At 47.8% G+C, this 13,630-nt stretch carries 10 protein-coding genes; 5 read left to right on the plus strand and 5 right to left on the minus strand.

Annotation, left to right across the window (positions count from 1 at the left end):
• Positions 1-152 precede the first annotated feature (152 nt).
• From A8O23_RS16935 to A8O23_RS16940, 3 genes are all read left to right on the plus strand, one after another.
• On the plus strand, positions 153-554 hold the full coding sequence (locus A8O23_RS16935) for a thiol-disulfide oxidoreductase DCC family protein (RefSeq protein WP_066623745.1): 402 nt from the start codon (positions 153-155) through the stop codon (positions 552-554).
• Between the two features lie 197 nt (positions 555-751).
• Positions 752-1,225 carry an alanine:cation symporter family protein gene (locus A8O23_RS22070; protein ID WP_317039553.1) on the plus strand — a complete coding sequence of 158 codons (474 nt, stop codon included), beginning with the start codon at positions 752-754 and terminating at the stop codon, positions 1,223-1,225.
• The gene (locus tag A8O23_RS16940) at positions 1,186-2,127 is read left to right on the plus strand and encodes an alanine/glycine:cation symporter family protein (RefSeq protein WP_317039554.1); all 942 of its coding nucleotides are present in this window, start codon (positions 1,186-1,188) and stop codon (positions 2,125-2,127) included. The genes A8O23_RS22070 and A8O23_RS16940 overlap by 40 nt, the downstream gene beginning before the upstream one ends.
• A 227-nt stretch (positions 2,128-2,354) precedes the next feature.
• On the opposite strand, the gene carB is transcribed toward A8O23_RS16940, so the two are convergent.
• Positions 2,355-5,168, minus strand: a complete 2,814-nt coding sequence (gene carB, locus A8O23_RS16945; protein ID WP_066623748.1) for a carbamoyl-phosphate synthase large subunit — start codon at positions 5,166-5,168, stop codon at positions 2,355-2,357.
• A 372-nt stretch (positions 5,169-5,540) separates the two neighbouring features.
• Between carB and A8O23_RS16950 the strand changes: the two genes are divergently transcribed.
• Positions 5,541-7,490 carry a PAS domain-containing sensor histidine kinase gene (locus tag A8O23_RS16950; protein WP_074988423.1) on the plus strand — a complete coding sequence of 650 codons (1,950 nt, stop codon included), beginning with the start codon at positions 5,541-5,543 and terminating at the stop codon, positions 7,488-7,490.
• 127 nt (positions 7,491-7,617) lie between these two features.
• Here A8O23_RS16950 and A8O23_RS16955 read toward each other — a convergent pair whose 3' ends face one another.
• The 3 genes from A8O23_RS16955 to A8O23_RS16965 form a co-directional block, all read right to left on the minus strand.
• On the minus strand, positions 7,618-8,736 hold the full coding sequence (locus tag A8O23_RS16955; protein ID WP_066623870.1) for an alkene reductase: 1,119 nt from the start codon (positions 8,734-8,736) through the stop codon (positions 7,618-7,620).
• A gap of 52 nt (positions 8,737-8,788) precedes the next feature.
• Positions 8,789-9,247 (minus strand): MarR family winged helix-turn-helix transcriptional regulator, encoded by a 459-nt coding sequence (locus A8O23_RS16960; RefSeq protein WP_066623751.1) that lies wholly within the window; start codon positions 9,245-9,247, stop codon positions 8,789-8,791.
• Positions 9,248-9,554: 307 nt separating this feature from the next.
• Positions 9,555-11,507 carry an LTA synthase family protein gene (locus A8O23_RS16965; protein ID WP_066623755.1) on the minus strand — a complete coding sequence of 651 codons (1,953 nt, stop codon included), beginning with the start codon at positions 11,505-11,507 and terminating at the stop codon, positions 9,555-9,557.
• Positions 11,508-11,740: 233 nt separating this feature from the next.
• Between A8O23_RS16965 and A8O23_RS16970 the strand changes: the two genes are divergently transcribed.
• Positions 11,741-12,673, plus strand: a complete 933-nt coding sequence (locus A8O23_RS16970) for a hypothetical protein (protein ID WP_066623763.1) — start codon at positions 11,741-11,743, stop codon at positions 12,671-12,673.
• Positions 12,674-12,761: 88 nt separating this feature from the next.
• Here A8O23_RS16970 and A8O23_RS16975 read toward each other — a convergent pair whose 3' ends face one another.
• Positions 12,762-13,523 (minus strand): hypothetical protein, encoded by a 762-nt coding sequence (locus tag A8O23_RS16975; protein ID WP_066623765.1) that lies wholly within the window; start codon positions 13,521-13,523, stop codon positions 12,762-12,764.
• Positions 13,524-13,630: the final 107 nt, after the last annotated feature.

The following is a 13,630-nucleotide window of genomic DNA, read 5'->3' on the forward strand; positions in this document are numbered from 1 at the left end:
AACTTTAATAAGTTTTCTTTTTAAGTTCATCTTTTACGACTAAGTTTTGAAAAGGTGCGCTACCGTTCAATAATTTCTTAAGGAATAAATACTGATTTTTAACTTGCACTTTTTCTTCTGCGTACAGCTCAAGAATTAGTTTAATACTTACTATGGCTACTGGGTCTGCCACTATACTTTTTGACGGGGTCTGTAATCTATGCAATGGCTTTGTGCAATTTGTCATAGAGCATGACCCGCATGGGTATTTTAAGTTTGCCGCGCTGCAGTCTGAGATAGGGCAGCAGACACTGCAGCAGCATAAAATGCCAACTCAGCAGTTCTCTTCCTTCCTGCTGCTGGAAAATGGCAAACTGTACACCAGATCCTCAGCGGCACTACGGGTTTTTAGACGCCTTAGCGGTGCTTGGCCATTGCTGTATGGCTTTATGATACTGCCTGCTTTTTTACGTGATGCTGTGTATGATCTGGTGGCAAGGAACCGCTACCGCTGGTTTGGTCAGCAGGAAAGCTGTATGCTGCCCACGCCTGAACTGAAAGCTCGTTTTTTGTAAAGCTTTCTTCAAGGGTACATCCTTTTCATAGGCTGGTGTGAATTAGCTTTATTCTCTACTTGCCCTATAGATATTTATAAGTACAAAATGCGCACTCTGCTGTTTTAGGGCTTGTTTTAAGAAACTGAGCCTAAAACAGGGGTTCCTTTTGCCGAAATACAGCCGTAAGTTTGTAAGTTTAACACAAACGATACTCTGTGAAGACAATAGAAAATATATTGGCTGAGGCCAGCGGCCTGGCTTGGGGAATGCCTTTGTTGATTTTGCTGATGGGGGGTGGCCTGTTCCTGATGCTGTACTGCCGGTTTGCTCCCTTCCGGCATTTAGGCCATTCCATTGAAATATTAAGTGGGAAATACCATGACCCCACTGCTCCTGGGCAAATCAGTCCGTTTCAAGCCATGGCGGGGGCGTTGGCGTCTACCATAGGCATGGGCAACATTAGCGGCGTGGCCGTGGGTATTGCCATGGGCGGACCTGGCGTGCTGTTCTGGATGTGGGTGAGCGCTCTGGTGGGTATGGCTACCAAGTTTTTCACCTGTACCCTCTCCGTCATGTACCGTGGCCGCAATGAGCGCGGCGAGGTAGAAGGTGGGCCCATGTACATGGTAACAGAAGGGCTCGGTCAGAAATGGAAACCGCTGTCTATTCTGTTGCCGCCGCCGGATTAATAGGTACTTTGCCGCTCTTCCAGTCTAACCAGCTGACCCAGATTGTGCGCGATGTTATTTTGAGACCCAGTGGCATGGTGGGCGAAGATGCCTTTGTGGCTAACTTGATCATGGGACTAGGCTTAGCATTGCCGGTGGCGGTGATCATGTTTGGTGGTCTTAAACGAATTGCCAAGGTGGCTACCAAACTGGTGCCGCTAATGGTGGTACTATACACTGGTTCAGTGCTGTACATCATCTTTTCCAATATAGGAGAGGTGCCGCACATGTTTGCTATGATCTTTGAAGATGCCTTTAGCGGAAATGCCGTGCTGGGCGGAGCCGTAATGCAGATCATCATATTAGGTGCCCGCCGGGCCTCTTTCTCTAATGAAGCCGGAATTGGTACCGCCGCCATGATGCATGGTGAATCACAGACGAATGAGCCGGTGCGCGAGGGGCTGGTAGCCATGCTGGAGCCATTTATTGACACCATAGTAGTCTGCACCATGACCGGCTTGGCCATTCTTATAACAGGCGTGTGGCAATCTGGAGATACCAATGGGGTAAGCATGACCGCCGCCGCCTTTGGTGAAGCTATGCCAGCCGTTGGTAAATACCTGCTGGTGTTGTGCGTATTTATTTTCGCGTTTACCTCATTGTTCTCTTATTGCTACTATGGCTCAAAGTGCTTTACCTACCTCTTCGGGTTCAAGTACAGCCGCGTGTATGACTATTTCTATATTTCCACCGTGGTTATTGGCGCGGTTATCACTCTGACGGCTATCATTAACCTAATAGATACCGCCTTTGCCTTAATGGCCGTGCCCACCATGGCTTGTGCTCTGTTGCTTTCACCTAAAGTTATGGCCGCCGCTCGAGATTATTTTGGCAGAATGAAAGCGGTGAACAGTAAACAGTGATCAGTAAACAGTAAACAATGATCAGTAAACAGTAAACAATGATCAGTAAACAGTAAATAGTGATCAGTAGCTAGAAAAACTACCAGTTAAACGAGTGTTTTGGATCTGATTTCTTGAAAATAGCCTTAAAACGTAAAAGGGCTGCTCCACCGGAGCAGCCCTTTATTATAACAGCACCATGCCGTCAACTAATCACTTATCACTGTTTACTAATTACTGTAAACTGACTACATGCTCAGGTACAGGTTGCGCTCGCCGTAAATCTTGGTGAAGTACTCATCCTGTAAATCATCAATGAAATAGATAGCCTCACCGGTAGACTTCATTTCTGGCCCCAGTTCTTTATTTACTTCCGGGAATTTGTTGTGTGAGAACACAGGTACTTTGATAGCGTAGCCTTCTAATTGTGGGTTAAAAGTGAAGTCAGTCACCTTTTTCTCGCCCAGCATTACCTTGGCCGCGTAGTTCACATAAGGTTCTTTGTAGGCCTTGGCAATGAACGGCACCGTGCGGCTGGCGCGTGGGTTAGCTTCAATGATGTACACAATCTCATTTTTGATAGCAAACTGAATGTTGATCAAGCCAACGGTATTCAGGGCCAGCGCAATTTTCTTCGTGTACTCCTCAATCTGCTTCATCACGTTCTCGCTCAGGTCAAACGGAGGCAATACAGCGTATGAGTCACCGGAGTGGATTCCGGCTGGTTCAATATGCTCCATAATGCCTAGAATGCGCACGTTCTCACCATCGCAAATAGCATCGGCTTCAGCCTCAATGGCGCGGTCCAGGAAATGGTCAAGAAGTACGTGGTTACCAGGGCTATCTTTCAAAATGTCCAGTACCTGCGCTTCCAATTCCTTCTCATTGATCACAATCTTCATGTTCTGGCCACCCAATACGTAGCTAGGGCGCACCAACAGCGGGAACTTCAGGTCTTTGCAAACTTCCAGCGCTTCCTCGGCAGACGTTACGCTTGCGAACGGTGGGTATGGAATGTCGTTTTCTTTCAGCAGGGTAGAGAAGGCTCCGCGGTCTTCGGCCAAATCAAGGCTCTCATAGGTAGTACCCATAATCTTGATGCCGTAGCGGGTCAGTTTTTCAGCCAGTTTCAGAGCGGTCTGTCCACCCAACTGCACAATCACGCCTTCTGGTTTCTCGTGCAGAATGATGTCATAGATGTGCTCCCAGAACACCGGCTCAAAATACAGCTTGTCAGAGATGTCAGAGTCTGTAGAAACGGTCTCAGGGTTGCAGTTGATCATGATGGTCTCGTAGCCGCACTCGCTGGCGGCCAGCACACCGTGTACACAAGAATAGTCAAACTCAATGCCCTGACCAATGCGGTTAGGGCCAGAGCCTAATACCACAACTTTTTTGCGGTCTGAGACAACGCTCTCGTTCTCGCCGTCAAAGGTGCTGTAGTAATAAGGCGTCACGGCCTCAAATTCAGCGGCGCAGGTGTCTACCATCTTAAACACACGCTTAATGCCCATGCTGGTGCGCTTTTCGTGCACTTCACTTTCTTTGCAACGCAGCAGGTAGGCAATCTGGCGGTCAGCAAAGCCTTTTACTTTGGCACTGCGCATCAGATCAGCCGGAATGCTGTCTATGGTGTGTTTCAGAATTTCGCGCTCGGTCAGTTCCAGCTCCTCAATCTGCTGCAGAAACCAAGGGTCAATTTTAGTTACTTTCTGAATAGTGCTGGTGGCAACGCCAAATTTCATGGCGTCTTTGATGGTGAACAGGCGGTCCCAGCTTGGGTTTGCCAGGCTGTACATGAGCTGGTCATAGTTGGTTTTCTCCTTGCCATCGGCGCCTAAGCCATTCCGCTTAATTTCTAAGCTTTGGCAAGCCTTCTGCAAGGCCTCCTGGAACGTACGTCCAATGCCCATCACTTCGCCCACAGATTTCATTTGCAAGCCCAGGCGCTTATTGGCTCCTTTGAACTTGTCAAAGTTCCAGCGTGGTATTTTCACAATCACGTAGTCCAGCGCGGGCTCAAAGAACGCCGAGGTGGTTTTGGTGATAGAGTTTTTCAGTTCATCTAAGTTATAGCCAATAGCCAATTTGGCGGCTACCTTGGCAATTGGGTAACCAGTCGCTTTAGAAGCCAACGCCGAAGAGCGGCTCACGCGCGGGTTAATCTCAATGGCAATGATGGTGTCATCTTCAGGGCTCACCGAGAACTGCACGTTACAGCCGCCGGCAAACTGGCCAATGCCGTTCATCATTTTAATTGCCAGGTCACGCATTTGCTGGTAAATGGTGTCTGGAAGCGTCATGGCCGGGGCAACGGTAATAGAGTCGCCGGTGTGAATACCCATTGGGTCAAAGTTCTCAATGGAGCAGATGATGATCACGTTTCCAAGATTATCACGCAGCAGCTCCAGTTCGTACTCTTTCCAGCCTAATATGCTTTGCTCTACTAATACTTCGTGCACCGGGCTGGCATGCAAACCACGGGTAAGGGCTTGGTCAAACTCTTCAGGCGTGTTCACAAAACCACCGCCGCTACCGCCCAGCGTGTATGACGGACGAATCACGAGCGGGAACCCGATTTCCTGCGCAATTTCCTTGCCTTCCAAGAATGAAGTGGCCGTGTTGCCTTTGCAGACGTTCACGCCCAGTTCAATCATTAACAGGCGGAATTTTTCACGATCTTCGGTAGTCTCAATGGCGTTGATGTCTACCCCAATGATTCTCACGCCGTATTTTTGCCAGATACCGGCTTTCTCGCAGTCAATAGCCAGGTTCAATGCAGTCTGACCGCCCATGGTAGGCAATACCGCATCAATCTGGTGCTTCTCCAAAATCTCTATGATCGACTTCTTCTCCAGCGGCTTCAGATAGACATTGTCCGCGGTGATAGAATCGGTCATGATAGTGGCGGGATTCGAGTTGATGAGGGTGACCTCAATCCCCTCCTCGCGCAAGGAGCGGGCGGCTTGAGAGCCGGAGTAGTCAAATTCACAGGCCTGCCCGATGACAATAGGACCGGAACCGATAATTAAGACTGACTTAATGGATTGATCTTTGGGCATTGCTAAAGAGGTATGTATAAATTGCCCAAAGTTAAGGCGGAAAGTTTAGAAATGTGGAAAAAAATTAAGGAAACCCTCAAATCCTTGAAAATATATTAGTTGACAACCGTTTCTTGCTAAAGTAGTTGAAGCCTTCAGGAGTAGCTTAAAAAAATGTTTAATGGCAGGAAGTGTAAAATAATTTGAACCTAACGTAGCCGTAGCCGTAGAACAAGGGTTTTAGTGTCCCCCAACGTGTAGAAGCCAATAAAACCTTGGGTGGATTCCGTTTTACAGTAATTCTTAGCTGTTACGGTTGACTAGGTTATTTGCGTAGTGTTAATGCCTGTTTCTCGTGAAAGTTACAAAAGGAGTTTCAGCTTGGGCAATCATATGAATTCAGAACTAGAAGTTGTTCACAAACAGCATACGGCATCTGGCGAGGTAGAAGACCAGTATCGATTACTTGTTGAGAGCGTATCTGACTACGCTATATTTATGCTTGACCCTACAGGCCACGTAACCACCTGGAACACCGGAGCCAAACGCATAAAGCAGTACCAGGCGGAAGAAATTATTGGCAAACACTTCTCTACATTTTATACCCCTGAGGCTAAAGCCACTGACTACCCATCTTATGAACTAAGAGAAGCACAAAGGCTGGGCAGGTTTGAAGACGAAGGCTGGCGGGTGAAGAAAGACGGTTCTGTCTTTTGGGCCAATGTGGTCATAACTCCTATTTATACAGAAGAAGGTGCTTTGTATGGCTTTTCAAAGGTGACCCGTGATCTTTCTGAGCGTAAAAAGGCCGAAGATGACTTGTTCAAAGCATATGAGAGCGTAAGGGAAAGCGAAGAGAAGTACCGGCTTTTAGTGGAAGGGGTAACCGATTACGCCATTTTTATGCTAAACCCTGCGGGGCATATAGCTACTTGGAATGCAGGTGCCAAGAAAATTAAAGGTTACAGCGCCGACGAAATCATTGGCAAGCATTTTTCTAAATTTTATAGCCGGGAATCTGTTTTGGAAGGTTTTCCGGACTATGAGCTGCGTGAGGCAAAAAGAGTAGGTAAGTTTGAAGACGAAGGCTGGCGGTACCGCAAAGACGGTTCCGCCTTCTGGGCCAACGTAGTAATCACAGCCATCTTCAATGAAAAGAAGGAACTGCTAGGGTTTACTAAAATTACCCGCGACCTTACCGATAAAAAGAAGCTGGAAGAACAGCTGTTCCGAACTAATCAGGACCTGAAAGAAAGCGAGGAAAGAAGCCGGATGCTGATTGATAGCGTGAAAGATTACGCCATCATTATGCTTAACCCCGAGGGTTTGGTAACCAGCTGGAACACAGGCGCCGAACGCATAAAAGGGTACAAAGCTTCAGACATTTTAGGCAAACACTTCTCTACGTTCTATGCCCGCGAAGCTATTGAAAGTGGCTTCCCGCAGTTTGAATTGGCAAAAGCCATAGAGAAAGGTCGCTTTGAAGACGAAGGCTGGCGCTTACGCAAAGACGGTACTGCTTTCTGGGCCAATGTAGTGCTGACGCCGGTCTACAATTCAGAAAACCGCCTGCTGGGCTTTGCCAAAATAACCCGTGACCTGACCGAGCGCCGCCGGAACGAAGAGCTTACCCAGAAAAATCAGGAACTAGTCCGGATAAACAACGACCTTGATACCTTTGTGTATACGGCGTCGCATGACTTGAAATTGCCCATCGTTAATCTGGAAGGATTGCTTTCAGCCCTTAAAGAAGACCTTGGAGAGGAGGCCGTGAAGCACCAGGAAATTCTGTCTATGATGGAAGGCTCTGCCAGTAACCTGAAAAGGGTGATTACTGATTTGGCCGATATTACCAAGCTCAAGCAAGATAGAGAGCGGGCAGAAGTAGTAGATCTGCCAGAAATGGTGGAGGAAGTAAAGAGCAGTCTCAGAGAGCTTATTTATTTAAGTAATGCCAAGGTAGAGATGGGCGACTTTTCCTTTGATAAGATGAAGTACTCCCGTAAAAACCTACGGAGTATTTTATATAATTTAATCTCAAATGCCATTAAATACGCTCACCCAGAAAGAGCGCCGCAGGTGCAGATCAGCACTTACAAAACAAAACTGGAAGAGTGCGTTTTATCTGTGGCAGACAACGGGCTGGGTATTCCTGACAACCAACGACACAAGATTTTCGGCATGTATAAAAGAGCCCACAACCACGTAGAGGGCTCGGGTATTGGTTTGTACCTGGTAAAAAGAATTCTGGAAAACTCCGGTGACAGAATATCTGTGGAGAGCGAGTTAGGAAGAGGATCTGTATTCAACGTGTATTTTACTCAGGATAGTCCGGGCGAATAGGTAAAAGAAGAGAAAGTTTCCTCAGCTGTTTTTGGCTTACTTTTAGAAAAACTGCTCCAAAACAAAAAAGGCCGCACTTACAGCGCGGCCCTTTTCTATATATAGAGTTGTGTGTTGTTCTGATTGCTTACGCGGCTGAAGTTTCAGCCAAGGTAGGGTAATCAGTATAACCCTTCTCTCCGGTGTTACTGTAGAAAGTGCTAGGGTCTGGCTGATTCAACTCGGCTCCTTTTGCATAACGTTCTACCAAGTCTGGGTTGGCAATAAACGGAACCCCGTATGCCACCAAATCAGCGTTTCCTTCTTCAATTATTTTGTTGCCACTTTCGCGGGTAAAGCCACCATTAATGATGAGCGTACCCTTGTATAAGGGGCGGAAATGCTTGGCTACTTCTTTTACCGCGAAAGGTAAATCAGCTACTTTGCTTGTGGCCTCAGTCAGGTGAAGGTAGGCCAGGTTGTAATCGTTTAGGCGCTGCACAATGAATTCAAACGTTGGCTTGGTTTCTTCGTCAACCACAATGCCGAACTGCTGGTGCATAGACGGATTCATGCGTACACCTACGCGGTTCAGGTCAATTTCCTCTTTCACGGCATCAAACACTTCAAACAGAATGCGGGCACGGTTTTCAGCTGAACCACCGTATTCATCGGTGCGCTGGTTAGAGCAAAGGCTGAAGAACTGGTGGAACAAATACCCGTTAGAGGCATGAATTTCAACTCCGTCAAAACCGGCGGCCACGGCGTTAGCGGCGGCTTTTCTGAAATCCTGTACAATGCCTTTTATTTCCTCTACTTCCAGGGCACGGGGTGTTACGGTGTCTTTGAAACCCTCTGGCGTGAAAGCTTTATCGTTGGGGTTGATGGCAGACGGCGCCACCGGCAGCTCTCCGTTATGGAAATCTGGGTGCGACATACGTCCCACGTGCCACAGCTGAGCAAAGATTTTTCCGCCTTTGGCGTGCACGGCATCGGCTACCTGCTTCCAGCCTTTTACCTGTGCGTCTGAATAAATGGCTGGTACATTGATATAGCCAATGCCCTGCGGATTTACTGGTGTTCCTTCTGAAATAATAAGGCCAGCGCTGGCGCGTTGAGCGTAATACTCTGCCACCAAAGGTGTGGCGGCATGCTCTTCGTTGGCAGCGCGGCTACGGGTCATTGGGGCCATCACCAGGCGGTTCTTCAGGTTTAACTCACCTTTCTGATATGGCTGCAACAGCGGTTGGTTTTCTATTTGGCTCATAGTTTTGTGTCTAAACATCAGTTGTATGTACAACTATATAAATAAAAAAATACTAAGCTTCTCGTTCTCTTAATTTGTCCATCAGCTCTCCAATGAGAGTAGCTTCTTCTGGGGCAATCTGCTTAAATCTGTCTTCCAGACCTTGAATGATCTTATCTGTTTCTTTCAGCAGTTCCAAGCCTTTCTCTGTGATGACAATATCTACCTGCCTGCGGTTATGCGAGCACTGGCACCGGGTAACCAAGCCTTTTTCAAGCAACTTGTCTACCAAACGGGTTGCATTGGAGTCGCGGTCCATCATGCGTTCCTGAATTAGGCCCAGTGTGGCAGGGTTGGGATATTGCCCCCTCAGAATACCTAGCACATTGTTCTGCTGCGAAGACAGCCCCAGTGGCTTCAGCTGACAGCTCAGTTCTTTCATCAACCAATTACCCGTAAACATCACGTTCACCATCATGCGGTGATAAGGGTTTTTGAAAGATTTTTGCTTTAACTCGTCTTCTAGTTTCATGGGCTATTAGCCGTTAGTGATGCAAATGTATGACTAACTATTGTATATACAAATGTTGTAGAGGTATAGTTTCACTTGCTGGTGGTTTCAGCCAAGAAACCACCAGCAAGTGAAACTATACCTCTACAACAAGTTCTGAGTCGCGAGTCCTGAGTCTTGAGTTGGAGCATGGGATTCGTTTTCTTCCGTTTTCCGCCTAATTTCTGAAAACCAGCCCTAAAACGCTCACATCATGCAGTTCTGCCGCAACAATAAAAGAACAACCCTCCCATTTCCCAGTCACTAATCACCGTTAACTAATTACTGTTTACTGCTTATTGGTAACTGTCAACTGATTCTCCAGCATACGGTTGTTGTACTGCTGAATGAAGGCTTTGAGCTTGTTCTCCATTGCAGTGCGTACGTCAGGTAGTTTGTCCTTCAGGTTTTCTTTAAGCAGTTTGTCTTCTTTGTAGTTGTAGAGTCCTAGGGTGTTGGTGCCGTCGAACTGCAAAAAGTAATCGCCCTCTATCCATTGATAGCCACCCTGAAAGCTGACCGCAAAATTGCCAGCCTGCGGGTTCAGCATGTTTTTCCCGAAGGAGAAATAAGGTTGGTCATAGCCCAGATAGCCCAGTACGGTAGGCATGATATCCAGCTGCTGCACCACGCGCTCCTGCTCAATGCCCCGGAAAGAAGAGTCGCCGGGGGCGAAGAAAAGAATAGGCACCTCAAAGTTTCCTAAGGCTGTTTGGTACTCAGGATAGTGGGCGTAGGTGGCGGAGTGGTCAGCGGTTATAACAAAAAGGGTGTTGTTGTACCAAGGTGCTTTGCTGGCCTGTTCAAAAAATTTGCGCAGCGCCATGTCTGTGTAGCCAATGGTCTCAAAAATTTGCAGAGGGCCCTTCTTGAATTTGCCTTGGTAGCGCTCGGGCAACTTGAATGGGTGGTGGGAAGAAGTGGTGAATACGGAACTCATGAACGGCTGCGGAAAAGTATTTAGCTTCTGAGCCATGAACTGTAGGAACTCCTCGTCCCAAATGCCCCACATGCCATCAAAATCTTCGGTATTGCCGTATTCGGTCATGCCGTAGTAATGCTCAATACCAATCAGGTTCATGTACGCATCAAAACCCATGGAGCCGTTGGGCGCACCATGGAAAAAAGAGGTATGGTAGCCATTCTGGTCAAGGTAGCGTGGCAGGCTGGGCAAGTTGTTGCTGACATATTGCGTAAGCACAAACGGCTCCTGTATACTAGGTATACTGGTCAGCACCGAGGGCAAGGCGTCAATAGACTTCCGGCCGTTGGCGAAAGACTTCCAGTACACCTTGCTGTGCAGCATGAGGGAGTCTATAAACGGAGCATAGCCGGTGTAGGTGCCATTGTCTAAGTGCTTGTTGTAATTTCCAATAGCCTCCTTTCCAAAGCTTTCCAGAATAATAACCACCACATTTTTAGGGGTGAAGTTGGCCGTATCTGGGGGTGTGTGGATAGGGCTATACAGCTGCGCCAACTGCTCTTCAGAAAAGTAATTTACCTTTTGGTAGCTGGTCTTGTTGAGCGTTCGAATAATGGAGAAAGGCGTGTTGAGCACTATGTACATTTCCTGGGGCCGCTCTACGTACTCTCCGGCGTTGCTAAGGGTGATAGGGCGGGTACTGTGCCGGAAACCGCCCCGCATGCCACCAATGCTAAGCCCGACAACAAGTGCCGCCAACGCCATGTTCCAGGGGTAATACAGCCAGGGGCTATAACTCGGAGCTTTCTCTAACGCTATGCGCTTGTAAGCCCATGCCATAAGTGCCACCAACCCAATCCAGATCAGAAGCACATACCAGAAATCTACCAGAAAGCTAGAAGCAAAACCGCCCCAATCCTCATTCGCGAACTCACGCACAACGCTGCCCGTGGTGCGGCGCAGGGTGAAGCGGTAATACACCAAATCTGCGCAGTTAAAGGCCAGGCCAATGGCATTGAATACCAAGAAAACCCATTTTACTACGTTCAGGTACACCGGGTGGTGCCGAAACCGGAAGGGCAACAACAGCAACGCCATGAACAGAAGGTTGGTGTACAGCACTGCCGCCAGGTCAAACCGGAGGCCGCCCCACATCATGTACAGCAGGTCTGAGAAGGAGGTCTCCGCAAAGAAGCTTTGGTTAAATAGATAGAAGAGTACCCGGCAGACGGTGTACATCAGCATGGCCAGGGCCAGACCCTTGAGCATAAACACGTGTACGCTTTGCCGTAGCCGCCGCAGTAAAAGAGCTATATTCATGAACTAAAGTAAAATTATGCAAAACTACTGAACCTGAAGGAGAAATCAGAAAATGCGTTTTAGGGCTAGTTTTCAGAAAGTAGGCCAAAAACAGGATTGGGAGTAGGGGTAAAGCAGAATATCTTTGTCAGAAAATAGCGTGAGCAAAAGCGGCCTAAATAAAGTTAGTCGGCTACTGCAAGAGGGTTCCGACTTTTGCTCCAGATACAAATTCTTCATTTAAAAGCTTAAGTATGCTTGGAGTTGTACACTTCTTTCGCCGCGGGCGATTTTTGGTTTTAATGTGTTTGGTAGGGTTGGCAAGCTGTACAGCGCCTCGTTCAGTCATCCACTCGGGTAGAGTAACACCACACGGGCAGTTTAAGGTAGGGGCAAACTTTGGCGGAAACGTGGCCACCGAGCCTATTAGCCAGCTGAAAGATATTACAGAGTCAGCCGTAGAAGCGCTGGCCAACCGAGACTCAGTGTATTACAATGAGCAGGTAAAGGTGGCCACCAAAGCAGCCATTGCTTATTCTCTGGACCCCGTTGGGCCTACGCTTGATTTTTACGTGCGCTATGGTCTATTGCCTCGGGTAGACGTGGGGTATAAATATGCTTCTGGGGTACATGTGTTAGATGCCATGTACCAGTTCATGGGTCCCACGGCCGGAGAAAGCAACAGCCCAAGCGGCAGTTGGTACGGCAGCGTGGGAGTGCAATACGCTGGTCAGAATTCTGATATACTGGATAAACTTTTCCTGACCAAACTAACCCCGGTGCTGGAGTTTACCGCCAAACGGAAAGATGTGCTGGTGCCCCTTGTGTTCAGCAAATCTTTTGGGGCCGATGAAGAAATAGGCAATATATCCTTCGGTGTAGCCTATAACCGTACCTTTTTGGAATATGGTCTTGAGCCGGGCAAACTGTACCGAAAAGTAGGCGGCGGCGATGCCATCAAGTTGGAAGGACTTACCCGCAAAAACAGCTTCGGCTCTTACGGGGTGTTCATCAATGCTAAAATTGGAACCCGCCGTATTTACCTGCTGCCGGCGCTGTCTATGTACTACCAGAATTACGGTACCTATGATTTACTGGAGAATGAGCAATACAGTTTCTCAGGCGTTACCTTGGTGCCATCGCTTGGAGTACAGATTGGGCTGGGCAAAGGAAAAGTAAACAGATAGATTGTGTTGTTTTAGGCCTCTTTTTCTGAAAACAGGCCTAAAACAGGAACTTTAGTAATAAGAGCCAGATGAGCGAGTGCTTGTCTGGCTATTCTTTTATGCTCAACCGCAGATAAGAAAACTCTTCCTCTTTCGGCTGACCTTCTAAGCCGTCAAACTGCGTCCTAGGCATTGTCTTCACAATGAGAGATTGTGCCGATTCCCAGGCTAGTTCAAAAGGCACCCAGTCTTTCGGCTCTAGCTGCAAGTGTTTTTCTACTGTAATTGATTTTCCCTTCGGAACCACTCGCCAAACCTGCACTCCGTTAGGAGCGGGCTCCATGTGCGTTGGAACAGATATATTCGCAAGAAACTTCAAATCAGGCGAGGGTATCGGTTCGGTCCAGGTTTCAGCCAGTATTTGGCCAGTCGCTTTGTGTATCAGGAAAGTTTTGTAATCTTCAAAGTAGAGGCCGGCTACCAAATACAGGTTCATGGCAGGGTGATGGCCCAAGTACTGAAATTCCTGCTGCTCTGGGTTATCGGTATTTAATAACGTGTCTTTGAAGGCTGGCATAGACTGCCACTTTCCGTTTATTTTTAACTGCAGCACGCCATTCGCTTTGCGCGCATCAGCGGGTTGTCTGCTAAACCCAGCGGTTTGCTTGGCCGCAGCTTTCTCAAAGTCAGCTTTAGTGGCTTGGGTTATTTGATGATGGCTGGAATAATTCTTACGATCTGCTGCATCTTGTTGGACGGCTGCTGCTGCCTGAGTGGCAGAGACGTCAGAAGTCTCAGTGTCTGAGGGAGTAGTATTTCCGCCGCAACTGATGGTGAGCAGAAGAATAGGAAGAAAGTAGGGCAGTTTCATGAGTGCGCACCCGTTTCTTTTCTCAACGTGGTTTTGTAGAGCTTAAGTATAGCGTAGGAGTTATATAGTTGAGATCTTATTTTTCATTGATTGCTCTATAGTTCAAC

Source organism: Rufibacter roseus, assembly GCF_001647285.1.
In the GTDB taxonomy this organism is placed as follows: domain Bacteria; phylum Bacteroidota; class Bacteroidia; order Cytophagales; family Hymenobacteraceae; genus Nibribacter; species Nibribacter roseus.